Source organism: Vreelandella sp. L-15, assembly GCF_056857635.1.
This window is the reverse complement of sequence record NZ_JBSXNN010000016.1, coordinates 15,037-39,145: the sequence shown is the minus strand read 5'-3', so window position 1 is coordinate 39,145 and position 24,109 is coordinate 15,037. Positions and strand designations below refer to the sequence as shown.

At 58.4% G+C, this 24,109-nt stretch carries 23 protein-coding genes and 1 pseudogene; 13 read left to right on the top strand and 11 right to left on the bottom strand.

Going from position 1 to position 24,109, the window contains the following annotated elements; all coding sequences use genetic code 11:
• Positions 1-137: 137 nt before the first annotated feature.
• Positions 138-1,208: a metal-dependent hydrolase gene (locus AC13CY_RS00990; RefSeq protein WP_074211046.1), complete on the bottom strand. Its 1,071-nt coding sequence runs from the start codon at positions 1,206-1,208 to the stop codon at positions 138-140.
• A 214-nt stretch (positions 1,209-1,422) separates the two neighbouring features.
• On the opposite strand from AC13CY_RS00990, the gene gloA reads away from it, so the two are divergent.
• The gene (gloA, locus tag AC13CY_RS00985; protein ID WP_172515374.1) at positions 1,423-1,863 is read left to right on the top strand and encodes a lactoylglutathione lyase; all 441 of its coding nucleotides are present in this window, start codon (positions 1,423-1,425) and stop codon (positions 1,861-1,863) included.
• 24 nt (positions 1,864-1,887) lie between these two features.
• Positions 1,888-2,343, top strand: a complete 456-nt coding sequence (locus tag AC13CY_RS00980) for an META domain-containing protein (protein WP_044630658.1) — start codon at positions 1,888-1,890, stop codon at positions 2,341-2,343.
• A gap of 584 nt (positions 2,344-2,927) precedes the next feature.
• Here the strand turns inward: AC13CY_RS00980 and AC13CY_RS00975 are convergent.
• The 5 genes from AC13CY_RS00975 to AC13CY_RS00955 form a co-directional block, all read right to left on the bottom strand.
• Positions 2,928-5,774 carry a valine--tRNA ligase gene (locus AC13CY_RS00975; RefSeq protein ID WP_483052190.1) on the bottom strand — a complete coding sequence of 949 codons (2,847 nt, stop codon included), beginning with the start codon at positions 5,772-5,774 and terminating at the stop codon, positions 2,928-2,930.
• Between the two features lie 62 nt (positions 5,775-5,836).
• Positions 5,837-7,039 carry an MFS transporter gene (locus tag AC13CY_RS00970; protein ID WP_273682095.1) on the bottom strand — a complete coding sequence of 401 codons (1,203 nt, stop codon included), beginning with the start codon at positions 7,037-7,039 and terminating at the stop codon, positions 5,837-5,839.
• Positions 7,040-7,070: 31 nt separating this feature from the next.
• Positions 7,071-7,502: a DNA polymerase III subunit chi gene (locus AC13CY_RS00965; protein WP_044630655.1), complete on the bottom strand. Its 432-nt coding sequence runs from the start codon at positions 7,500-7,502 to the stop codon at positions 7,071-7,073.
• Between the two features lie 82 nt (positions 7,503-7,584).
• Positions 7,585-8,706: a branched-chain amino acid aminotransferase gene (locus AC13CY_RS00960; RefSeq protein ID WP_483052189.1), complete on the bottom strand. Its 1,122-nt coding sequence runs from the start codon at positions 8,704-8,706 to the stop codon at positions 7,585-7,587.
• A gap of 154 nt (positions 8,707-8,860) precedes the next feature.
• Positions 8,861-10,381, bottom strand: coding sequence for a leucyl aminopeptidase (locus AC13CY_RS00955; RefSeq protein ID WP_474790569.1), 1,521 nt, complete (start codon positions 10,379-10,381; stop codon positions 8,861-8,863).
• A 134-nt stretch (positions 10,382-10,515) separates the two neighbouring features.
• Between AC13CY_RS00955 and lptF the strand changes: the two genes are divergently transcribed.
• From lptF to bfr, 5 genes are all read left to right on the top strand, one after another.
• Positions 10,516-11,595, top strand: coding sequence for an LPS export ABC transporter permease LptF (gene lptF / locus AC13CY_RS00950; RefSeq protein ID WP_483052188.1), 1,080 nt, complete (start codon positions 10,516-10,518; stop codon positions 11,593-11,595).
• A complete protein-coding gene (gene lptG, locus AC13CY_RS00945; RefSeq protein WP_074211044.1) occupies positions 11,595-12,665 on the top strand; it encodes an LPS export ABC transporter permease LptG in 1,071 nt (356 codons plus the stop codon). Before lptF ends, lptG begins: the two co-directional genes overlap by 1 nt.
• Positions 12,666-12,699: 34 nt before the next feature.
• A complete protein-coding gene (locus AC13CY_RS00940) occupies positions 12,700-13,173 on the top strand; it encodes an RDD family protein (protein ID WP_228168624.1) in 474 nt (157 codons plus the stop codon).
• Positions 13,174-13,330: 157 nt separating this feature from the next.
• Positions 13,331-13,537, top strand: coding sequence for a bacterioferritin-associated ferredoxin (locus AC13CY_RS00935; RefSeq protein WP_044630650.1), 207 nt, complete (start codon positions 13,331-13,333; stop codon positions 13,535-13,537).
• A gap of 200 nt (positions 13,538-13,737) precedes the next feature.
• Positions 13,738-14,223 (top strand): bacterioferritin, encoded by a 486-nt coding sequence (gene bfr / locus AC13CY_RS00930; protein ID WP_044630649.1) that lies wholly within the window; start codon positions 13,738-13,740, stop codon positions 14,221-14,223.
• A 113-nt stretch (positions 14,224-14,336) separates the two neighbouring features.
• Here bfr and AC13CY_RS00925 read toward each other — a convergent pair whose 3' ends face one another.
• Positions 14,337-15,806: a carbon starvation CstA family protein gene (locus AC13CY_RS00925; RefSeq protein ID WP_483052187.1), complete on the bottom strand. Its 1,470-nt coding sequence runs from the start codon at positions 15,804-15,806 to the stop codon at positions 14,337-14,339.
• Positions 15,807-16,006: 200 nt separating this feature from the next.
• The gene (gene sodC, locus AC13CY_RS00920) at positions 16,007-16,540 is read right to left on the bottom strand and encodes a superoxide dismutase family protein (RefSeq protein WP_172515381.1); all 534 of its coding nucleotides are present in this window, start codon (positions 16,538-16,540) and stop codon (positions 16,007-16,009) included.
• 241 nt (positions 16,541-16,781) lie between these two features.
• Between sodC and AC13CY_RS00915 the strand changes: the two genes are divergently transcribed.
• From AC13CY_RS00915 to AC13CY_RS00890, 6 genes and pseudogenes are all read left to right on the top strand, one after another.
• The gene (locus tag AC13CY_RS00915; protein ID WP_159341120.1) at positions 16,782-17,555 is read left to right on the top strand and encodes a pseudouridine synthase; all 774 of its coding nucleotides are present in this window, start codon (positions 16,782-16,784) and stop codon (positions 17,553-17,555) included.
• Between the two features lie 8 nt (positions 17,556-17,563).
• A complete protein-coding gene (gene tcdA / locus AC13CY_RS00910; protein ID WP_062373256.1) occupies positions 17,564-18,397 on the top strand; it encodes a tRNA cyclic N6-threonylcarbamoyladenosine(37) synthase TcdA in 834 nt (277 codons plus the stop codon).
• Between the two features lie 11 nt (positions 18,398-18,408).
• The gene (locus tag AC13CY_RS00905; protein WP_062373253.1) at positions 18,409-18,624 is read left to right on the top strand and encodes a DUF1653 domain-containing protein; all 216 of its coding nucleotides are present in this window, start codon (positions 18,409-18,411) and stop codon (positions 18,622-18,624) included.
• A gap of 167 nt (positions 18,625-18,791) precedes the next feature.
• Positions 18,792-19,700, top strand: a complete 909-nt coding sequence (locus AC13CY_RS00900) for an MBL fold metallo-hydrolase (protein ID WP_062373251.1) — start codon at positions 18,792-18,794, stop codon at positions 19,698-19,700.
• Positions 19,701-19,729: 29 nt separating this feature from the next.
• The gene (locus tag AC13CY_RS00895; RefSeq protein ID WP_062359959.1) at positions 19,730-20,158 is read left to right on the top strand and encodes a protein tyrosine phosphatase family protein; all 429 of its coding nucleotides are present in this window, start codon (positions 19,730-19,732) and stop codon (positions 20,156-20,158) included.
• A gap of 69 nt (positions 20,159-20,227) precedes the next feature.
• Positions 20,228-21,633 (top strand): annotated as a pseudogene (locus tag AC13CY_RS00890) (SulP family inorganic anion transporter).
• 10 nt (positions 21,634-21,643) lie between these two features.
• Here AC13CY_RS00890 and zigA read toward each other — a convergent pair.
• The 3 genes from zigA to AC13CY_RS00875 form a co-directional block, all read right to left on the bottom strand.
• The gene (zigA, locus tag AC13CY_RS00885; RefSeq protein WP_483052186.1) at positions 21,644-22,870 is read right to left on the bottom strand and encodes a zinc metallochaperone GTPase ZigA; all 1,227 of its coding nucleotides are present in this window, start codon (positions 22,868-22,870) and stop codon (positions 21,644-21,646) included.
• A gap of 128 nt (positions 22,871-22,998) precedes the next feature.
• Positions 22,999-23,274 carry a TIGR03643 family protein gene (locus tag AC13CY_RS00880; RefSeq protein WP_044630516.1) on the bottom strand — a complete coding sequence of 92 codons (276 nt, stop codon included), beginning with the start codon at positions 23,272-23,274 and terminating at the stop codon, positions 22,999-23,001.
• A 132-nt stretch (positions 23,275-23,406) separates the two neighbouring features.
• Positions 23,407-24,021 carry a class I SAM-dependent methyltransferase gene (locus AC13CY_RS00875; RefSeq protein ID WP_054640790.1) on the bottom strand — a complete coding sequence of 205 codons (615 nt, stop codon included), beginning with the start codon at positions 24,019-24,021 and terminating at the stop codon, positions 23,407-23,409.
• Positions 24,022-24,109 lie beyond the last annotated feature (88 nt).

Below are 24,109 nucleotides of genomic sequence, written 5' to 3'. Positions count from 1 at the left end.
CCAATGGGGGAAAGGGGGAGTTGTGCCTGAATGCCGGAAACTGGCTAAATAATCGCCAACTTCGACCATGACCACTCGGATCTGGCACTACCAGGCTTGGTCTGCGAAGGTTGTTGGAGCACTATGAGAAATCCGGGCTAGCAGCGATAGAGGAACGGCTCTGCGCGCCACTGTGGCTCTACGTAGTCGCTGGCGCACAGGGCCGATACATCGCCGCCTGCCCGGGCGGCAAGACGTGCCAGTGTCGCCAAGTGCACTCCTCTGGGGCTGCGTACTTCTTCACTGATCGCAACGGGTACCCAGCGATCGCCTTCTCGGGTTGCTAGGGTAAAGCTGAAAGGATGAAAACCGGGAAAACCCAGCCGAATATCGGTGGCGACCAACGTCTCTTGGCCATTAATATAGCGCGTCTCAAAGCGCAAAAACGGCCCGGTGAACCACGTCAGCCGCTGCCCTAGCGGTCCCTCCAAAGCGCTGGCCTCCAGTTCGACGTTACGACGCAGCGGTTCCAGTGCGGGGACTCGGTCACGATCAAATACACTGATCAAACTCTCATAGTAGCGGTCTTCATCGATGACCGTTGCCCGCCACAGGGCAATGTTAAACGGCGTGGGTTGGATGAGTACGGGGGCTGCTTGTAAGTCCGCTTCGGCTAGGGCTGGCGTTAGGCGCTGCTCGACGCTCCATTTGGCACCTGCGGCCATCATGAGGTAAGCGCAGGAGATCACCAGCCCCGTGCGGCAGGCACTGCGTACCTTGCCCGACACGCTGCCGATGATCAGAGCCATAAGCAGCGGTAGCGTGTAGAAAGGGTCAATGATGAAGACGATAGGCCACGCGGCGGGCGGTGTGTCTAGCGGCCAGAGCAACTGCGTGCCGTAGGTGGTCAGCGAGTCGAGCAGCGGGTGAGTCACTAATATCAACGTAAAAAAGCACCACCAGCGACCCAACGAGATGTCCCGCGCTGGAGCAAAGCGGGCACACAGCACGGCCAGCAGCGTGGCAAGGCCCGTCAATACGAACAGGGAATGGCTGAAGCCACGGTGCTCGGTGACGTTGGCAATGGCGTCGCCATAATCCAGCGCCACATCCAAATCGGGTAGAGTACCCAGTAGCGCACCTATGACAATGGCCTTGCGGCCCAGTCGCTTACCTAACACGGCACCACCTACCGCTGCGCCAAGCGCCGCTTGCGTAATCGAATCCACAGACCTCTCCTCGACGAGCCGATAGCGAATCGTGATTGTCACTGAAGAGTGACACACTAGATGAACAGCCGTGACGCCATTATACAGCGTGTCTACTTTCTATTTTAGTGTCGCACTATTGTCTATGTTTTAATGGCGCTACGTGACCGGCTCGGCACCGCACTCGGCGGTAGCACGGGATATAATTACCATTCTTCAATGAAGAGGAAATGACATGCAGTTTTTACACACCATGGTACGTGTCAGCGACTTAGACGCCTCGCTTCACTTTTATTGTGACCTGCTAGGCCTCAAAGAAGTGCGCCGCAAAGAGAACGAAAAGGGCCGTTTTACGCTGGTGTTCCTGGCGGCTCCTGAAGATGAAGCGCGCTCCGAGCGCCTCACGGCCCCCGAGCTCGAGTTGACCTACAACTGGGACCCGGAGGAGTACACGGGGGGGCGTAATTTCGGCCATTTGGCCTACCGAGTCGACGACATTTACGCCCTTTGCCAGAAACTTCAGGATAACGGCGTCACCATCAACCGTCCGCCCCGCGACGGCAACATGGCGTTTGTGAAGTCGCCGGACGGTATCTCTGTCGAGCTACTGCAAAAAGGCGATGCGCTGGAGCCGCAGGAGCCGTGGGCATCCATGGAAAACAGCGGTAGTTGGTAAACCGAATCAGCGGGAGTAGAAAAGGTGACAGGACAAACCCGTAATGTGCTGCTGGGAGCGGGCTTGGCCCTACTGGTCAGTGCTTGCAGCAGTACGCCTCAGCAGGAGCGTGTCGATGCGCCCCAGAGCGGCACGCTCTCTGGGCCGGTGGTTGAGCAGCGCTGGAACTTACTGTTAGTAGGGACCGATGAGCGGCTCTCCATGCCTGAGGCGCCGTTCTTCCGCATTGGTCGCGATGGTAAGGTGAGCGGCTCGGATGGCTGCAACCAGTTCACCGGCAAGGCGAGTCTAGGGGAAAGCCAGCGCATCGAGTTCAGCGAGCTGGCCTCCACCCGAATGGCCTGCCCGAACATGGAAGATGCCAAGCGGGTCACGGACATGCTGGATACCGCCTACCGCTACCTGATCGACCATGATCGGCTGGTGTTCTTCGGCCCGGATAGCCGGGTGCTGGGCGGCTGGCGCAAAGCCAACGGCTAGCAGCGGTAGGGGCGATTTTAATGGTTCATCGCGTTCTAGCGTGAAAGCGAAGCAATTCCCGGCAAAGTGAGATGAACCTTGTTTGTGGCGGATAGTCATGTGAGATAGCCATGACCAATAATGAACATCGGCGCGTAATGGACTCATTGGGCGACTGCCCAGGCAGGCCCGGTGCCGCCATCATCGCGAGCGCAAGCCCCCACTCACGAGGTCATTGCCCAGCTCACCTGTGGGAGGCCAATTCATTGGGCGACTGCCTGGGTAAGCACAGGTGCCGCCATCATCGCGGGCTAAAGCCCCCTCCCACCAGGTCATGTCCCAGCCGCCGCTGGTACACTGAATACCCCGGGCCCACCTGTGGAAAGCCAATTGATTCACGCCAGAATGCGATGGGCGATTTTAATGTGTGAAAGGCGGATTGAAGCGGGCAATGAAGCGCGCATCGATCCGCTTTTTCCATTCCCATACCCAGCGGCCTGAAAAACCGATGGGCGGTGCGAATCTCGTGGGCCGCCCGTATTCAGGGCGCTGACCAAAACGGCACCCCTGGGGGTGCCGTCGTGTCGTGCATCAGCGGTGCGGCGTTACATGGCCGCAATCTTGGCCTGCTGCTCTTCCAGCAGCTGCCGAGTGGCCTGGAATTCGGCGAGTTTTGCCCGCTCCTTTTCCACCACCGCCACGGGGGCCTTGGCAATGAAGCCATCGTTGCCCAGTTTCTTCTCAATGCCACCGATAAGCTTATCCTGCTTCTCGATCTCTTTGGCGAGGCGGGCAAGCTCCGCGTCTTTATCGATCAGGTCTGCCATCGGTACCAACACTTCCATATCGCCGACCAGCTGCGTGGCTGAAAGCGGGGCGTCTTCTGGGTTGGCCAGCCACGTCACGCTTTCCAGTTTCGCTAGCTTGGCCAGGAAGCGGCGGTTCTGCTCCAGGCGTTCAGCGTCTTCGGGCTGGCCTTTGGTCAGCAGCACGTCCAGCGGCTTACCGGGGGCGATGTTCATCTCGGCGCGGATGTTGCGCACCGCGATGATCACGCCCTTCAGCCACTCGATATCCCGGGTGGCCTGCTCGTCGATCTTGCTCTCGTCGGCTTCCGGCCACGCTTGATGCATGATGGAGGCATCGTCGCCCACATAGGTGCCCGCCAGAGGGGCGACCCGCTGCCAAATCTCTTCCGAGATGTAGGGCATCATCGGATGGGCCAGGCGCAGGATGGTTTCCAGCACCCGCACCAGGGTGCGGCGCGTGCCGCGTTTGGCTTCGGCGCTGGCCGCTTCGTCCCATAAAACAGGCTTGGAAAGCTCCAGGTACCAGTCGCAGTACTCGTTCCAGACGAACTCGTATAGCGCTTGGGAGGCGTGGTCGAAGCGGTACTCGTCCATCGCCTTGGTGACCTGCGCCTCGGTTTTCTGTAGCTGGGAGATAATCCAGCGATCGGCTAGCGACAGCTCCACTTCTTCGCCGCTGGTGCCGCAATCTTCGCCTTCGGCATTCATCAGCACATAGCGCGAGGCGTTCCACAGCTTGTTACAGAAGTTGCGGTAGCCATCCAGGCGGTTCATATCGAACTTGATATCGCGCCCGGTGGTGGCTTGGGAAAGGAAGGTAAAGCGCAGCGCATCGGTGCCGTGGGGCTCGATGCCGTCTTTAAATTCCTCTTTGGTCGCCTTGGCAATCGCTTTGGCCTTCTGGGGCTGCATCATGTTGCCGGTGCGCTTTTCCAGCAGCGCGTCCAGGCTGATGCCGTCGATCAAGTCGATGGGGTCCAGCACGTTGCCCTTGGACTTGGACATCTTCTGGCCCTGGCCATCGCGCACCAGGCCGTGGACGTAAACGGTCTTGAAGGGGACTTCACCGGTAAATTTCAGCGTCATCATGATCATCCGGGCGACCCAGAAGAAGATGATGTCGAAACCCGTCACCAGCACGCTGGAGGGGTGGAAGGTTTCCAACTCCGGCGTTTTCTCCGGCCAGCCGAGGGTGCCAAATGTCCACAGGCCCGAGCTGAACCAGGTGTCCAGCACGTCTTCGTCCTGGGTCAGGGCGACGTCCGCATCAAGACCATGCTTCTCGCGGGCTTCCTCTTCACTGCGAGCCACGTAAACATTGCCGTCGGCGTCGTACCAAGCCGGAATGCGGTGGCCCCACCACAGCTGGCGAGAAATACACCAGTCCTGCAGGTCGCGCATCCAGGCGAAGTACATGTTCTCGTAGTTTTTCGGCACGAACTGAATGTCGCCGTTCTCCACCGCCTCGATGGCGGGCTTGGCGAGGCTCTCCACGGCAACGAACCACTGATCAGTGAGCAGCGGCTCGATGACATCGCCGGAGCGGTCGCCGTAGGGCAGGGTGTTGTTGACGCTCTCTACCTGTACCAGCAGGCCGAGGGCCTCCATATCGGCGACGATCTGCTTGCGTGCTTCGAAACGATCCAAGCCCGCGTATTTGGCCGGCAGGGTAGCGTCTTCATCGGGCTGCGGCTGACCTTTCAGGTCAAAAATTTCCGCCTGCTCAAGAATCGTCGCATCTTTGGTGAAGACGTTGATCAGCAGGTGGTTCTGGCGCTTGCCGACTTCGTAGTCGTTGAAGTCGTGGGCCGGGGTAATCTTCACACAGCCCGAGCCTTTCTCCATATCGGCGTGCTCGTCCGCCACGATGGGGATACGGCGGCCTACCAGCGGCAGCTCGATGAACTTGCCCACCAAGGAGGCGTAGCGCGGGTCTTCTGGGTTGACCGCCACGCCGGTGTCACCCAACAGGGTTTCCGGGCGGGTGGTGGCGACCACTACGTAATCCTTACCGTCGTCGGTCTTGACGCCGTCGGCCAGCGGGTAGCGGAAGTGCCAGAAGCTGCCCTGCTGCTCCTTGTTTTCGACTTCCAGGTCGGAAATAGCGGTGTGCAGGGCGGGGTCCCAGTTGACCAGCCGCTTGCCGCGATAGATCAGGCCCTCTTCGTGCAGGCGCACGAAAACTTCTTGAACCGCTTTATAGAAGCCATCGTCCATGGTGAAGCGCTCACGGCTCCAGTCGACGCTGGCGCCCATGCGGCGCAGCTGTCGGGTAATGTGGCCGCCGGACTCTTCCTTCCACTCCCACACTTTTTCGATAAACGCCTCGCGGCCGAGGTCATGACGGGTCTTGCCCTCTTCGGCTGCAATCTTGCGCTCCACCAGCATTTGCGTGGCGATACCGGCGTGGTCGGTGCCTACCTGCCACAGGGTGTTGTTGCCCTGCATCCGCTTCCAGCGCGTCAGGGTATCCATGATGGTGTCCTGGAACGCGTGGCCCATGTGCAGGCTGCCGGTCACGTTGGGCGGCGGAATCATGATCGAGAAGGGCTTGCCGCGGCCAGACGGGGCGAAGCGGTTATCGGCTTCCCAGCGTTCGTACCAGCGGGTTTCGATCTGTTCGGGTTGGTAGGTCTTTTCCATGGGGAGTCGGCTCACGGCTTGCAAAAAATGGGAGCAAGTATAGCGCGAACGCCCTGCGCTCGTCAGGGTTGTGTTGTGCGTAGGTGTGTTCGCAGATGCAATCCACGCATGGCTATCAGTCCAAGCACTGGCCCAGGCAGCAACCACCAAATCACCCAAGGCCCTTGGCTTGCCCATAGGGCTGTCACTAACGCGATGGAGGGAATCGTGAGGCCAAAGCCAATCGCATTCATCATGGCCAGCGCCGCGCCCAGCCGCTCCGGCGGCGCGCTGGCGGAGGCCAGGGCAGAGAACTGGGCAGAGTCGGCAATCACGCTCACGCCCCATAGGGCAAGCAGCGCCAACAGCAGCCAGGGTGACAGGTCGCCTAGCAGCGGATAGATAAGGCACAGGGTGCCAGAGACCGCCAGTGCGATAAACGCGACCCGCGCGCTACCGATGCGTCGGCTCCACCAGCCGGCCCATACGCAGCCGGGAAGCCCCAAGGCGATGACCGCAAAGCTTAGCCACGGCTGCAGGCCCGGGGCTGCGCCTAAGCGTTCCAGCTCTCTGGCGACCAAAAAAGGCACCAGCGCCCAGAGGGCGTAAAGCTCCCAGCAGTGGCCGAAGTAGCCCAGCGCGGCGGCGCGGAAGTTCTTCTCTTTAAATGCGGCAAGCCCCGCCCAGGGTCGCCCGCCGTTGGCCTTAGCAGGCAGGTGTGGCCCAACGCCTAGCTTGAAAATCATCAGCGCTGCCAGAAGAGCAAGGGCAGAGGCCAACAGCAGTGGCCACTGCCAGGGAAGATGCAGGGTAAGCCCGCGCAGCAGGTGCGGCGAAGCAATGCCAAGGGTGAGCATGCCGACTAACCAGCCCAGGGCGGCGCCTGCATGGTTAGGTGTCCAGCTCACCACCAGCTTCATGCCCAGCGGATAAATGCCCGCCAGACAAAGCCCGACTAAAAAACGCGCCGCCGCCGCTAGGCTCACGCTTTCTGCCACGCCAATAAACGCTGCATTAATCAGCGCGCCGAGTACAGCGGACATCGCAAACAGGTGGCTGGCACGCACGCGGTCGGCCAAGCCAGTGGTCGCAATCAGCAGGGTGCCGGTAATAAACCCCGCCTGCACGGCGATGGTAAGCAGCCCCAGGTCGCTTTCACTTAGCCCCACGGCTTCTTGTAGTGCCAAGCCAACGCCATTAACGCTAAACCAGAGTGACGTGCCAAACAGTTGGGCGATAACGATGACCGCCAGCGGTGTGCGGGCTAACAGGGCATGAGAAAGCATGGGGTGTCTCATCCATTGAGTGGTTGTTTTACTACCCTAATTTATGCGGCACGACCTCATGCCCAAGCGCCTTGTAGCGCTGCCAGCAGGCGCGTTTAGCGACCAGCACATGTTGGTGTTGGTTGATGATCTCGGCAATCCGGGCGAAGTGCTCAATACCTTCGGGAATATCGGGGTGTAGGTTCAGCAGCGCCGTCTCTTCAGTGGGCACCGGTAGCTGCTGCCAGCCTAGTGTGATGGGCACACTGTCGGCTAGCTCGCTATCTTCCAGTGCATGGGGCAGGTAAGCATCATCGCGGAACTGCCACAGCGCTTCGTCGGCCTGTTCGGCCAGCGCTTTATCTTCGCAGTGCAGGTGCAGTCGATACCCTTTGCGGTGGATCGTTTCGGCGAGCTTGCAGGCGAACTGTAAACGCGCTTCAAGGGTGGTATCGGGCAGAATATAAAAATCGATGCGTGCCATCGGTGGCTCCAGCGGGGTCAACGCGCTTGGCAGCCTGGCCGCCACGGTGAGTGGCGGCCAGGTGTTGGGTAACGCTAGAGGGTCATACCAAGCGGGTCAGCCAGCCGTATTTATCGTCGCTGCGGCCATACTGAAGGTCGAGCAGTGTCTTGCGAATGCGCTTAGCCACTTCGTTATTGCCATCGCCCTGCAGGCGAATACGCTCGTTTTCCGTGACCAGCTCGCCAACCGGGGTAATCACGGCGGCCGTACCGCAGGCGAAGACCTCGGTAATCTCGCCGGAGGCGGCACCTTCGCGCCACTCGTCGATGCTGATCGCGCGCTCTTCGGGGGTGAGGCCCGCGTCTTTGGCCAGGGTCAGGACAGAGTTACGGGTCACGCCTTCCAAGATGGTGTCGGTCAGGCGCGGTGTGACGATGCGGCCATCTTTGTAAACGAAGAACAGGTTCATGCCACCCAGCTCTTCGATCCACTTGTTTTCAGCAGCGTCCAGGAAGGCGACCTGGCTGCAACCGTTGGCAGCGGCTTCTTTTTGGGCGGCCAGCGAGGCGGCGTAGTTGCCACCGCACTTGGCAAAACCGGTGCCGCCAGGGGCCGCACGTTTGTAGTGGGAGGAGAGCCAGATAGAGACCGGCTCGATACCGCCTTTGAAGTAGGCCGCCGCCGGGGATGCAATCACGTAGTAGTCCACTTCGTGAGCCGGGCGCACGCCCAGAAATGCTTCCGAAGCGATCATGAACGGACGCAGGTAGAGGCTGCACTCGTCGGCTTCACTAGCCGGGGTGGGTACCCAGGCGTGGTCTTGGGTCAGCAGCGCTTTCAGCGAGCCGATGAAGTCTTCATCGGAAAGCTCGGGCAGCGCTAAACGGCGAGCGCTACGGCGAAAACGCTCGGCGTTTTTCTCTGGGCGGAAGGTCCAGATAGAGCCATCGGCATGGCGGTACGCCTTGATTCCCTCAAAAATTTCCTGGCCGTAGTGCAGCACGGAAGCGGCGGGGTCCAGGGTGAGCGGGCCGTAGGGGCGTACTTGGTGGCCGTGCCAATCGGCATCGACGGTCCAGCGCACGTGGGCCATATGGTCGGTGAAGTATTTACCAAATCCTGGGTTTTGCAGGATGTTGTCACGAATGTCATCGGCCGTCGGCTGGTTGGACGGCAAAATTTCAAAACGCGATTCAAGTTGAGCATCTGAAGCTGTGGGCACGGCGTGTTCTCTCCGCTAGAGCCAAGCCCCGAAGGGCATATATAAACGTATCGTTTGGGGTAGCGTGCGCCTGTTAACCGATGGCACACGCTAATGCTTTCAGGTTTAACGGTTGCGTTAACGAAAGGCAACCATTGTTGGTCTGTTTGTGTGGTTAGGCGTCGCCATTTTCGACTTGAGCGTCGGCTTCACGGTCGAGCAGGTATTGGGTCAGTAGACCCACCGGGCGGCCGGTGGCGCCTTTTTGTTTGCCGGAGTGCCAAGCGGTGCCCGCGATATCCAGATGCGCCCAGGGGAAGTGGTCGGCAAAGCGCGACAGGAAGCACGCGGCGGTAATGGTGCCCGCCGGGCGACCGCCAATGTTGGCCAAGTCGGCAAAGTTGGAGTCCAACTGCTCCTGGTACTCATCCCATAGCGGTAGGTGCCACGCGCGGTCCCAGGCGGTTTCACCAGCATCCAGCAGATCAAGCGCTAGGTCATCGTCGTTGGAGAGCAGGCCGGTGGCGTGGTGGCCAAGGGCAATAATGGCCGCGCCTGTCAACGTGGCGATATCGACCACGCTGGCCGGGGTAAAGCGCTCGGCATAGGTGAGCGCATCGCACAGCACCAAACGGCCTTCGGCATCGGTGTTGAGGACTTCAACCGTCAGGCCTTTGAGCGTTTTGATAATGTCGCCCGGCTTGGTGGCGGCGCCATCAGGCATGTTCTCGGCAGCGGCAACGATAAACACGGCGTTGAGCTTGGGTTTGATCGCCAGCACGGCTTTGACGGTACCGAAGACGCTGGCCGCGCCGCCCATATCAAACTTCATTTCATCCATGCCTTCGCCGGGCTTCAGTGAAATACCGCCGGTATCGAAGGTGATGCCTTTACCTACCAGTACATGGGGCGCTTCCTCTGGGTTTTCTGCACCCTGATACTTCATCACGATGAGCCGTGTTGGCTCGACGCTGCCACGGCCTACTGACAGCAGTGAATAAGCGCCCAGGGCCTCTAGCGCCTCTTCGTCTAGAATCTCAACGTCGAGCGCGCCTTGAGAATCGCGACCTAATGCTTCTGCCTGCTCGGCTAAGTAGCGCGGCGTGCACACATTGCCCGGTAGGTTGCCGAGCGTGCGGGTGAAATTAATGCCCTGGCCAATGGCGGTGCCTAAAGCAGCCCCCTGCTTGGCGAGGGGGGCGTCGCTGGCATCGCTAACGATCAGGGTGAGCTTGGCCAAGCTGGGCGCTTTGGCAGGCGATGACTTAAATTGATCAAAGCGGTAAATCGCGCGTTCGGCGGCTTCCAGCGTTTTACGTGCTTTCCAGACGGCGTCGCGGCCTTCAAGCGGCACATCGGTAAAGGTGGCGTTGGCTTCATCGATAGGCAGTTTGGTGAGCGCAACCATGGCTGCGTCCAGCGCTTTAATAAAGGCCGCTTCCTGACATTTGGCGCGTTCGCCCAAGCCTACCAATAGGATGCGATCAGCCCCTAGGCCCGGTGCGAAAGGCACCAATTGCGTGTTGCCCAGCGCGGCATCGAAGTCGCCGCGCTCCAGCAGTTGGCCGATTAACCGCTCGCTGGCGTCGTCTAATTTGGCGACAGAGGGCAGTAAGTCGCTACCTTTATAGACAGGGAGAACGAGGCAAGCCGTTTCGGCTTTGGCTGGGTTCGTGGTCTGAACGGAAAATTCCATGACGTCTCCAACAAGACAAGCAACGAGTGATTCGGGATAATGCCCCGTTATTTAGTGTTTGCTACCAGTTTGATTAGTGTACCCAAGCCATGGGCGCATTGCATGGCAACCTGCACCACTAGTCGGAGAGTGCGTTGATTTTATTTCGGTACTTAACTCGCGAAGTGTTACTGACGATGTCCGCTGTGGCGGGCATCCTGCTGCTGGTGATTATGGGCAGCCGCTTTATCCGCTACTTTTCAGATGCCGCCGAGGGCGATTTTCCCGTCACGATTCTAGGCAGCCTGATGGTTTTTCATTTGCCTGGGTTTATGGAGCTGATCCTGCCGCTGTCGTTTTTTTTAGGCATTTTGTTGGCCTATGGGCAGCTTTATATGAACAGCGAAATCACCGTCATGGTGGCCTGCGGTATGAGCCCCACTCGGCTTTTACGGGTAACCCTGCTGCCCGCAACAGTGGTCGCGGTATTGGTAGGGCTGTGTAGCCTGTGGCTAACCCCTGCCGGGGCGTTGCAAACTGAGGCCACATTAGAAGAGCAGCGCAGCCGTTTAGATGTCTCAGTGCTAGCGCCAGGGCGTTTCCAAGATTTTGGCGGCGGGCGCACAGCCTATATCACTGACTTCAATAGCGACGGCACGGAAATGCAGGAAGTGCTGGTGCATGAGCAGCCTATGGCGGGGGCAGAAAAAACGCATAGTTACATCACGCGCGCGGGGTCGGGCTATCAGGAAACGAACGTCGATACCGGCAGCCGTTTTCTCATTTTGGAAGACGGCGAACGCTACGGCGTAACGCCCGGACGCCAGGATGCCGAGCGTTTGACCTTCGAGCGCTATACGCTGCGGCTGGGGCTAAGCCGTGACCGGCAAGAGTTAAACTCGCTTGAGTATGCGACCACCACTGAGCTGTGGAACGACCCAGACCCACGAGCGCAGGCGCAGTTTCAGTGGCGGGCAGGCTTGCCGGTAATGGTATTTATTTTGGCGCTATTGGCCCAGCCGCTCTCTCGGGTGAATCCGCGTCAAGGGCGCTTTGGCAAGCTACTTCCTGCGGTATTTCTTTACGTCGCCTATTTAAGCCTGTTGCTGGCAGCGGTGGATGCTATTGGCAGCGGCTCTCTAGCGGTTGCCGTGGGTGTGTGGCCCGTGCATGGCCTGTTCTTAGGGCTTGGATTGCTGCTGCTGTGGCACTCGCAACGTAAAGGAATGCGCTAATGCTGATCGCTATGGATCAAATGGATCGCTATATCGCCCGCAACGTTCTTGCCGCGATTGTGGTGGTGCAGTTTGTACTACTGGGGCTGGATATCACCATTGCCTACATTGGTGATTTAGGCGACACCCAGGGCGACTATAGCGCACTAGACGTGCTGCTCTATTTAGGTATGAGGTTGCCCTGGCGCTTTTATCAGTATGCTCCAGTGGCGGTGCTGATTGGGGCACTCATTGGCCTGGGCAGTATGGCTTCCAGCAATGAGCTTACGGTGATGCGTGCTGCTGGCCGTTCGCTGGCGCGGATTGTGTGGGGCGTGATGAAGCCCGTGCTGCTGGTTGTTGTGGTCGTGCTGCTGGTGGCAGAGTTCGTCAGCCCACGAACCGAGCAGTACGCCGAAGCCTGGCGCTTAGAGCAGCGCCAAGGTGAGGGAGCCATGCTCACCACCCGCAGCGGCTGGCAGTTCGAAGGCGACAGCGTTTACCGCTTTGGGGCCATTCGGGCGGATAACGTGGTGCTGGATTTAACCCGCTACCGCTTCGACGAGCGCCGTCTCATCGAAGCGACCCATGCCAATCGTGCCCACTGGGAGGAGGGGGCATGGCAGCTGGAAGGCGTGACCACGACACGCATTTTCGATGACCGCACCGAATCGGACTACCAGCCAGCCGCCGCCTGGGAAACGGCGCTCACCCCGACTCAGTTGGAGCGGCTGCTACGTAACATCGAAAGCCAGGCACCCAGCGAGCTATGGGCCTACGCCAATTTCCTCCAAAGCCAGAACCTTCAGGCAGACCAGCCGCTGCTCTATTTCTGGCAAAAGGTATTGATGCCCCTCACCATGGGGTCACTGGTACTGATTGCCGCCTCGTTTGTGTTTGGTCCGCTGCGTTCGGTGGCGGCGGGCACGCGGGTCTTTTATGGCGTAGTGACCGGTCTGGTGTTCAAGTACGTGCAGGATTTGCTCGCCCCGGCGTCGACCATCTTTGGCTTTTCCCCAGTCTGGGCGGTGCTAGTGCCGACTCTTGCCTGTGCCGCGGTGGGGATCTATTTCTTGCGCCGAAATGGCTAAAGGCCGCGCAGACGCACATCAGGAGAATAGAGCAGTGACGACGCGACGTTTTACCCAGTTGGATGACGTTTGGCCCGCCGGCATAGGTCGCCGATTGGGCGCCATGCTGTACGACGGTTTTTTGGTGATGGCCATCTGGATCGCCGTCACCGTGGCTCACTTGGCCTTTTTCCGCTTCGTGCTGGGCCAAACGGCAGAAGAGATCGGTACCACGGCCTTCGATATCTGGAGCCTGCGGCTCATGCTGCTGTTTTTCGTGACGCTGTTCTTCGTCTACTCCTGGCGCCGGGGAGGGATGACGCTAGGTATGCAGGCGTGGCGACTGCGCGTGCAAACCCTGGATGGTCACGCGATTACCTTAAAGCAGAGCCTGATTCGCTGCGCGACGGCCTGGCTGTCCTTGGCGGCCTTCGGTATCGGCTATTGGTGGGTGCTGTTCGATGGGCAGCGTAGAAGCTGGCCAGACATCGCCTCCAAGACCGAAACCGTGGTGCTGCCGAAAAAATAATTTTCAGCAGCTGGAGAGAAAATATTTGTTCAGCCAGTAGGTTAGCGAAAACTTTAGTTGCCTTAAGGCGAATCGATACTAAAGAACAACGTTTTTTACTTGAAAAGATGTATGCGAATCATTTACATTCACCTCATGATTTTTATGAGGTGTTGCCATGTACGTATGTGTGTGCAAGGGAGTAACCGACCACCAGATTCGCCAACAGGTTAGCGACGGAGCGCGCAGCTGGCGAGAAGTACGCGAAGCCACTGGCTGCGGCACTCAGTGCGGCAAGTGCGCTTGCTTTGCCAAGTCGCTCACCCGTGAGGCCGTTCAAGCTGCCCGCTTAGAGTCTGATATGAGTCTTGCTTACGCCGTATGACGCGAATCACTCTTGTTAGGCTTATCGTTAGCAAATAATTGATTTATTTGAAATTTTTTCTTTCCTGTCTATGCTCCCAACATCGTTGGGAGTAAGCCTTTTAATGGCCTATACTCCTTAGTTAATGTAATGGTACCTTTGAAAAACAGTACGCTTCAGTACTGTCCGATAATACTTGTACGCTAAAAAAAGGTGATGGCATGAAAGGTGATCCGAAGGTTATTCAGCATCTCAATATCGCACTGGGCAATGAGCTAGTCGCTATCAACCAGTACTTCCTGCATGCCAAGATGTACAAAGACTGGGGCCTGAAAGTACTGGCTAAGTGGGAGTACGATGAGTCCATTGAAGAGATGCAGCACGCCGATAAGCTGATCGAGCGCATCCTGTTCTTGGAAGGTATTCCTAACCTTCAGGATCTCGGCAAGCTGCATATCGGTGAAAACGTCAAAGAGATGCTCGAGTGTGATTTGAAGATCGAGCATGACGGCCGTAACGACTACATCGAAGCCATTACCTACTGCGAAAGCGTGAAAGATTACGTGACGCGCGATCTGCTGCGTGACCTGCTGGCCGATGAAGAGGGTCATATCGACCACATCGAAACCCAGCTAAAACTGATCGAGCAAGTGGGTATCCAGAACTATCTGCAAAAACATATGGCACTGGCCACTGACGAAGAATAAGACTTCGTCCGCTTGGCAGTAGGCGATTAAGCGCCGAGCGCTAGCTAATACAAAACGGGCAGCCCCTTGGGGCTGCCCGTTTTGCATTTCAATGCAAAGTGTTGACCTGATATTTACCGACTGCTAGTGGCCAGCGTAGCGTCTTGATCCAGCGCACCTGGCACCGGCTCATCCACGCTAAAGGTGGCGCGGCTGAGGCGGCGTACGCGCTTCATAAACAGCGCAATACAGACCAGCGTGCCAAGTGCCGCCACGATATAGCTGGTTTGCAGCGGCAGGTTAAAGCCAATCGGCGCATAGGCGAGGTAGGTGAAGGTCGCCATGGTCATAAATACCGCCGGAATCGAAGTGATCAGGTAAGGCTTACGCGATAGCACCAGATACATCGTGCCGGTCCAGAGCGCAATCACGGCGGTGGTTTGGTTGGCCCAGGAGAAGTAGCGCCACAGCAGCGTGAAGTCCATATGGGTGAGCGCGTAAGACGCCACAAACAGCGGCAGCGCAATCAGGATGCGCTTAACGATAGGCTTCTGCTCTACTTTCAAATAGTCGGCAATAATCATCCGAGCGCTGCGGAAGGCGGTATCGCCGGAGGTGATCGGCAGCACAATGACACCCAGCACGGCCAGGGTGCCACCAACGGCGCCCAGCATGGTGGTAGAGACTTCGCCCACAACAGCGGCAGGGCCGCCTGCTGCCAATACATCGGAAAGCGACTGTTCACCTTGGAACAGGCTCATGGCTGCCGCTGCCCAAATCATGGCAATCACGCCTTCAGCGATCATCATGCCGTAGAAGATTTTGCGTCCGTTGGTTTCGTTTTCAGTAGTGCGCGAAATGATTGGCGTCTGTGTGGCGTGGAAGCCGGAAAGCGCACCGCAGGAGATGGTCAGGAACAGCAGCGGGAAGATCGGTGCATTATCCGGGTGCATGTTCTGGAAAGAGAGCTCCGGGATAGGCGCGCCGGTTACCACCAAACCAATGCCGATGCCAGCGGCGCTGAACAGCAAAAGCGCGCCGAAGTAGGGATAAATACGCCCAATGACTTTATCAATCGGCAGTAGCGTTGCGATCAGGTAGTAAGCAAAAATCGCCAGGATGATCAGTGTCAGAGATAGCGATGTCATGTTGGCCAACAGCGCCGCAGGCGACGTGACGAACACGGTGCCCACCAACAGCAGTAACAAGATCGCAAAGCCGTTGACCACGTGCTTCATCGTTTTGCCCAGGAACTTACCCGCCAGTTGGGGAAGGTGAGCACCGTGGTTGCGAATGGAGATCATGCCGGTCAGGTAGTCGTGAACCGCGCCTGCGAAAATACAGCCAATCACGATCCATACAAACGCCACCGGACCATAGAGAGCACCCAGGATAGGGCCGAAAATCGGGCCTACACCGGCAATGTTAAGCAACTGGATAAGCGAGTTGCGCGTGGTATTCATCGGTACATAGTCGATATCGTCGCGCATACTGAACGCCGGTGTTTGACGCTTACGGTCAGCGACAAACACGCGCTCGACAAACTTGCCGTAGGTAAAGTAACCCACGACTAATAACACTATCGAGAGAATGAACGTGATCATGTAAAGCACTCAACTGGTCAGGGAGGATGTCAAGCGGACAGCCATGCAGCAAGCCGCGCTTATTTAGCCTGGGTGAATGTACAGAGACGTACCGGTTAGTGCTTTACGACTTTAGTGGTCTGCGACTTTAGTGGCTGATTAACAAAGAAAAACGGGCAACCGTTTGGCTGCCCGAAGTGAAAATGCCATCAAATTGAGGGTTAAGAGGAGACAACGCCGCAAGCCATGCGGGCGCCGCCGCCGCCCAGGTGGGGTTCATCAGCGTAGGTGTCTCCACCAGCATGAATCATCAGGCTGCGGCCCGGCATGTCTTCCATGCTAAGGCGCGGAGCCAGTACCGGCAGATTGGCTTCGCCATCGCCATTGACGGTGAGTACAGGTAGGTCGCCCAAGTGGCCGTCACCGTAGGGGCCTTGGTGGGCGCCCGCCTCTTCTGGGTCGTAGTGGCCGCCAGCTGACAGCGCGGCAGTCATTTCGCCGCTGTCGTTTTCGGCGGGTTCGCAGCTGCTATTTTGGTGGACATGAAAGCCGTAAACCCCCGGCTCTAAACCGGTGAGCGAAGGGGTGAGCAGCACGCCATGCTCGGTATGCTCAACGGCCACTGTGCCGATAGATTCCTCCACACCGTCGGCGCTGACCTTATGTATTTCAACATTAAGCGGTTCATTGGCCTGTACCGTGGTGGCCAGCAGCACACCCGCCGCGATACCGGTAAGGGGTAGTGAATAGCGCATAATAATTGCTCCTTTCCTTTTCCGTGGAAGCCCTCACAAAGGGCACTCTTTAACAGTAGTTGGCCTACCGCTACTCTGCCAATGGCGACGAAATCTCCGCCTAGCGTGCTGGCAACGGATGACATGAGCGCGCCAAGCCGCGACAATAGCTTGGCTATTCCGCACCTCTATTTTATGCGCCTGTGTACGCCCCTGTTTCTGTTTCATGTCCAAATGCTCTGCCTATGTATCAAGGAGTTCCATGCAGCCACTTAACATCCTTTATCAGGATGAGCATCTTGTAGCGGTGCATAAGCCGTCAGGCCTGTTAGTGCACCGCTCAGCGCTGGCGCGTGGGGAAACCGAGTTCCTGCTTCAGCGCCTGCGCGACCAGCTCGGCAAGCGGGTCTACCCGGTGCACCGGCTGGACCGGCCTACCTCCGGCGTGATGGTGTTTGGGCTCTCCTCCGAGGCCGCCGCCCTGCTGAGCGAAGGGTTTAGCGAACGCCAGGTAGAGAAGCGCTACCTCGCGGTAGTGCGCGGCAAAGCACCAGAGCAGGAGCGGTTGGATTACCCGTTACGGGAGGAGGACGGCACGCGCCCCAAGGCGGAGATGCCTGCCATGCCCGCGATGACCGATATTCGCCGCTTGGATAGCGTCGAGCTACCCGTGCAGGTAGACCGCTACCCGGTGGCGCGCTACTCGCTGGTGGAAGCGCGGCCGCTGACCGGTCGACGGCACCAAATACGCCGCCACTTATCCCGCCGTGGCTACCCGATCATTGGCGACGCCAAGCACGGCAAAAGTGTCCACAACCGCTTTTTTGCCGAGCAGCTGGCCGCACCGAGGCTACTCTTGGCCGCGACCTATTTAGCGTTTGATCACCCGCTGCTGGATAAACGCATTCAGCTCAGCTGCGCCGTGGATGAGACGATGAAAAACCTGTTCGAGCAGTTTGGCTGGCAGGGGCATTTACCGCTAGATAGCGTGCGAACGCCGCCCATTGCCACGCCTTCTGCCCTGCAAGCACTGTGAGCCTGCCCATGTCATTGAATGAATCCACGACTTCCTCTAGCGATTATGACTTCCGCTTTGGCGGTATTCGGCGCCTTTACGGCCAGCGTGCGGCGCAGGCATTTCGCCGTGCCCATGTGGTGGTGGTCGGGGTTGGCGGCGTGGGTAGCTGGGCGGTCGAGGCACTCGCCCGCTCGGGCATCGGCAAACTTACGCTGATTGATCTGGACGACGTGTGCGTCTCCAACGTCAACCGCCAACTCCACGCGCTGGATGGCACGATTGGCCAGCCCAAAGTAGACGTGCTGGCCGAGCGCTGCCGCCTGATTGCTCCCGAGATCGAGATCATCGCGGATACCGCTTTCGTCACGCCCACCAACCTAGCCGAGCGCATTCCTGAGGATGCCGACCATGTGGTGGATGCCATTGATAGCGTCATCGCCAAAGCGGCGCTAATCGCCTGGTGCAAGCGACGCAAAATCCCGATTACCGTCACCGGCGCAGCGGGCGGACAAACCGACCCCACGCGCATTCAAGTGGCGGACTTGACCCGCACCGAGCACGACCCGCTGCTCTCCAAAGTGCGCTCAAGATTGCGCCGGGATTACGGCTTCTCCCGCAACCCTAAACGGCGTTTCTCGGTGGAGTGTGTCTACTCCGACGAGCAGTTGATCTACCCCAGTGCCGACGGCGAAGTGTGCCTGCAAAAGCCCGGCAGCAACGAGGCTACACGGCTGGACTGCGCTTCAGGCTTTGGCGCCGCGACGTTTCTCACCGGCACCTTTGGCTTCGTGGCCGCCTCCAAAGTGCTGGAGCGCCTCGCCAAAAAAGCGAATCAGCCCGCCGCCGCACAAGCCATCTAAGAGGAAAACGAATGACTCCCGTTCCCGGTATTTACCGCCACTACAAAGGCAGCCTGTACGAAGTGATGGGCACCGCCCAGCACAGCGAAAGCGAAGAGCCGCTGGTGGTCTACCGCGCGCTCTACGGCGACTACGGCCTCTGGGTGCGCCCGCTAGCGATGTTCACGGAGAGCGTGACGAAAGAGGGGATCACCCAGCCGCGCTTTGCGTTGGAGAAGGCGTTTTAGCCCGTATCGATTGCGCCACTAGTACTCTTATGGATTGCCGCCCCCTGTTGTCAGGGAGGCGGCATTTTTGTGGTGGTGATTGCTTATATTTCATAATCAGCTATCTTTATAACAATAATTGGCGCGTAGGCGTCAAGCATACATACTCACGTATCTAGGAGATAAGCATGAAGACCTTTGCCCTATCTCAAAGCACCGGTGCGGGGTCACCCGACGTAGCGGGCTTTTTTGATCCGCGCACCTTTAGCGTTCAGTACATCGTCAGCGACCCCGCTACCAAACAGTGCGCGATTATTGACCCGGTGCTGGATTTCGACGAGAAATCCGGCGCAACGGCCACCTTTTGCGCTGACGCGCTGTTGAAATATATCGAGGAAGAGGGACTGACAGTGGCGTGGATTCTGGATACGCACCCCCACGCGGACCACTTTTCAGCAGCCCAGTACCTAAAAGAGAAAACTGGCGCACCGACGGCGATTGGCCAGTACGTCACGCAAGTGCAGGCCCTGTGGAAGGAGATTTATCACTGGCCAGAGATGCCCACCGATGGCCGCCAGTGGGACACGCTGTTTGTGGAGGGCGATACGTTTGCCATTGGAGAACTCAGCGCCCGCGTGCTGCACTCGCCTGGCCATACGCTGGCCTCCATCACCTACGTCATCGGTGATGCCGCCTTTGTGCATGACACCCTTTTCCAGCCTGATTTTGGGACGGCGCGCGCCGATTTTCCCGGTGGGGATGCCAAGTCCCTATGGAACTCCATCCAGCAGATTCTCGCACTACCGGGCAATACGCGGCTGTTCACCGGCCACGACTATATGCCCGATGGCCGTGAGCCAAAGTGGCAGAGCAGCGTCGATGAGCAGCGAGCCAACAACCCGCACTTGGTTGGCAAAAGCGAGGAGGCGTACATCGCCCTGCGCCACCAGCGGGATGGCGAGCTGCCCATGCCCAAGCTGATTTTGCACGCGCTGCAGGTGAATACTCGCGGCGGCCGTTTGCCGGAACCAGAAGCCAACGGCAAGCGCTATCTAAAAATCCCCCTGGATGCCCTGGAAGGTGCGGCCTGGGATTGATGTTATCCAAACCAATAGGAGGTGTGGTCATGCAAACGAAGCCATTGGAGCCAGGCGTTGAGATCACCTCAGCGCTGGCGGTGGATGAGTTGGAAGAGGTAAAAGCCCGTGGTTTTCACGCGGTGGTGTGTAACCGCATCGAGGGTGAGAGCGAGGACTTTCCCGACGAGGCGCGCTACCGCGAAAAGGCCGAGCAGCTTGGGCTTGCCTGGGTGCATATCGCCGTGAAGCCAGGCGAGTACAGCGAAGCTGACATTCGCGCCTTTGCTGAAGCGCTCCAGCAGTTGCCGCGCCCGCTATTGGCATTTTGCCGCTCAGGTAAGCGGGCCACGCACCTGTGGGCCTACGCCAAGCGTCAGCACGAGCAGTGCGATTTGGCGGAGCTGTTTGCGGCGGCCCATGCGGCAGGGGTTGACTTGGAAGATCAGCGCCATGGCCTTGAACGAAGCGCCCAATAAAAAGCGAAGACGCGTGAAACCCTAGTACGAAGGCCCCGTATCAGCAGATACCTATTATGAGACTGCATCATGATCATTGAGCGCTGGGTGCCGCTAATCGGCTGGCTGCGAACGTATCATCGGGGCTTGCTCACGCGGGATGTACTTGCCGCGGTGATCGTCACGCTGATGCTGGTGCCGCAAGCGCTGGCCTACGCCATGCTGGCAGGGTTGCCGCCGGAAATGGGGCTCTATGCCAGCATGCTGCCGCTGGTGCTGTACGCCGTCTTTGGCACCAGCGCGAGTTTGGCAGTAGGGCCGGTGGCGGTGGCAGCACTCATGACGGCCTCGGCGCTGAGCAGTTTTGCCGCGCCGGGCAGCCCGGAGTATATCGGTGCGGGGCAGGGTTAATGGTCAAAGCCGCGCCTATTTCGGCCGTGGTAGTGACCACCCTGTTGGCCTGGGGCTTCCAACTAGAGCAGCGCGGGGTCGATTTGGTGGGCTTTGTGCCCAGTGGCCTGCCTGCCATTACGCTGCCGAGTCTGGATCAATCGCTGTGGCTCGGCCTGCTTCCAGCGGCGCTGCTGATCAGTTTGGTAGGGTTTGTAGAGTCGGTGTCCGTGGCGCAGACCCTGGCCGCCAAGCGCCGTCAGCGTATCGACCCCAACCAAGAGCTGATTGCGCTCGGTATGGCGAATCTTGGCGCTGGCGTTAGCGGCGGCTCGCCGGTGTCGGGTGGTTTTTCGCGCTCGGTGGTCAATTTTGAAGCCGGGGCGGCAACGCCGCTGGCGGGGGCGTTTACCGCGCTTGGGATTGTGTTGGCAACGCTGCTACTCACCGACTTACTGGCCTTTTTACCCACCGCCACGCTGGCCGCCACGATTATCGTGGCAGTGGGGACGTTGATTGATTTGCCTGCGGTAAAGCGAACCTGGCAATACTCCAGCAGCGATGGGGTGGCGATGGTCGCTACTTTGCTGCTGACCCTTCTGCACAGCGTGGAAGTGGGCATTATCAGCGGGGTGGTGCTCTCGCTGGGGCTACACCTTTACCGCACCAGCCAGCCCCATAGTGCGGTGGTAGGGCGGGTGCCGGGCACCGAGCATTTTCGTAACGTGAAGCGCCATCAGGTCGAAACCGACGAGCATGTCGCCATGCTGCGCATCGATGAAAGCCTCTATTTTGCCAACGCCCGCTATCTTGAAGATACCGTCATGGCGCTGGCCGCCCGCTCGCCGTCGATCAAGCACATTGTGCTCACCTGTCAGGCAGTGAATGTCATCGATGCTTCGGCCCTGGAGAGCCTGGAGGCGATCAACGGTCGGCTGAAAGACGCCGGTGCCATGCTCCACTTGGCCGAGGTGAAAGGGCCGGTGATGGATCGCCTAACGCACACGGCGTTCTACCACGAGCTCACCGGCCAAGTGTTCTTTACCACCTATGACGCTTGGCAAGCGTTGGCGCATCCGGCCAGTGCTGGGGTGGTGTCGGTGTGACGTGGTTTTGTCACTCCCAAGCTGGGAATGGATCGGGCAGTTGCTGCCATACCTTCATACCTTCCAAAAGCTCCGCCTCGCTGAGCAGGCAGCTGTCCAGTGCTTCACGCATTCTGGCCTCATCTAGGTTTTGGCCGATAAATACCAGCTCCTGGCGCATATCGCCAAACGGCTCTTGCCATTTCTCCAGGATGAACTGGCGGTATTCCGGGTCTTCCGGCCAGTTGGCTTCCGGGATGGCTTTCCAGAACACCCCGGCGGGGCCGTGATGGGCAATGCCACCTGCCTGGCTCCACTGGCCCGCATAGCGAGGGCGGGTGGCCAGCCAGAAGAAACCTTTGGAGCGCAGCAGGCCTTTGCCAAACCATTCGGCGTTTAACAGGTCGTGAAACTTTTGAGGGTGAAAAGGGCGGCGAGCGTGGTAGGCGAAGCTGCCAATACCGTACTCTTCGGTTTCGGGGATGTGTTCGCCACGTAGCTCTTTCAGCCAGCCGGGCGCTTGCTGCGCGTGTTCAAAGTTGAACTTGCCTGTATTCAGCACTTTTTCTAGCGGCACGCCACCTTGGGTGATGGGCACGATGTCTGCGTCGGGATTGAGCGAGCGTAGAATCGCTTTCAAAGCGTCCAGCTCTTTCTCAGTGATCAGGTCGGTCTTGCTGATCAGTAGGACATTGCAAAACTCAATTTGGTCGACCAACAGGTCTGCGACGTTACGTTCGTCCTCTTCGCCCAGGCTCTCTCCGACCTCTTCAAGGCTTTGCGCTTCCTGGTATTGGGCGAGGAAGTTAGCCCCGTCCACCACCGTCACGAGGGTGTCTAGCCGGGCAACGTGGGAAAGGCTTTGACCACTCTCATCTTCAAAGGTGAAGGTTTCGGCGACAGGCAGCGGTTCAGAAATACCGGTCGACTCGATCACCAGGTAATCAAACTTACCTTCACGGGCCAGTTGGCTGACCTCGACCAACAGATCTTCACGCAGGGTGCAGCAGATGCAGCCATTGCTCATCTCTATGAGGCGTTCCTCACTGCGGTTGAGTGCTATATCGCTGTCCAGCATCGACTCGCCAGGACCGCCTCGTACTAACGCACCGTCAATGTTCACTTCGCTCATATCGTTAACGATCACCGCCACCCGGAGGCCTTCACGGTTCGCCAGGATATGGTTGAGCACGGTGGTTTTGCCGGCACCTAAAAAGCCGGAAAGCACGGTCACGGGTAAGGGAGAAAGCAACGACATTGCCAAGACCTTTCATAGTATATGTTATGTGATAATATAACATTATTAGGGCGCTGAAAATGGTCTTCGCCTCTCTGTTCCTTCCTAGTGAGTAAGATAAGAGAGAGTGGGACAATAAGACAGTGGCGTTAACGTTTGTACTGGGTAGGGCAGTAGCCTCTCATCACATCGGGCGAGCGAAGCGACTGATGTTTGGTAGTGCGGCCCGTGACCCGCTTGCGCCATAGGCGGAATGAGCCTGGGGTCATCTGGTAGCGCATGACCTCGATCACATCGGGTTCCCCTAAACCAAATAGCCGTTCGATCGCTTCAAAAGGCGTGCGATCTTCCCAGGCCATTTCGATGACGCGAGACTGTTCGTCCTCTGGCAGGCGACGAAAGCGCTTTACGGCGGCTTTGGGCATGGCGCGTCCTCATCATTGACGTTTTCGAATAGAGAGCAGGCAAACCCCAGTGCCCCACGGATTGTGCAACGTAAGCTATACACATTAATTTTATTGCATAGGTTTTTGCAAGCGATGAGCAATAAAACAGCGCTATTTGACGGCGAGCAGGGCACGAAACAGACCGTTCATGAGTACCGGCTCGTCTCGCTGAATACGAAAGCCAGCATGTTGGATCATGGGGCTGGCTTGACGCGTGATATCGGTCGCAATGATCGAAGTGAATACGTTCAACGTGCGGCGCCCCCACCCGGCAGGTTGGGTGTCGGGTTGGAATTTATCCATGACGCACAGTTGTCCGCCGGGTTTCAGTACGCGATAGGCCTCTGCCAAACCCTGCTCAGGGCGAGGCATGACCGCCAAAATCAGGTGCATGATGACGACATCGAAGTGTTCATCAGGATAGACGAGTTGGGTGGCGTCCATGACATGACAAGCCACATCACGCTGATAGTGCTCGGCCCTGGCGCTGGCGCGCCGGACCATCGCAGGGGTGAGATCGGTCAGGTGTATTTCTAACTCGTGGGGCAAAAAGGGGAGGTCCAGCCCCGTCCCTGCTCCCACCAAGAGAACGCGCATACCGGGTTCCCAGTCCACTTGGCTGAGCGCGACACGTCTTGGTCTGCGCAACGCGGGCGCTACGAGCGCATCGTAGAGAGGCGCGTAGGCGCTGTAGCGAAGACGATTCCAGGAAGTCGTGTTCAGCATAGGACCTCGCAAGGTGGGAGTGAGCTGGGCGCCAGGACGGCGTCGAGTGTTGGGGCTGCCATGCTGAATGCAGCGCTCACTACCTATA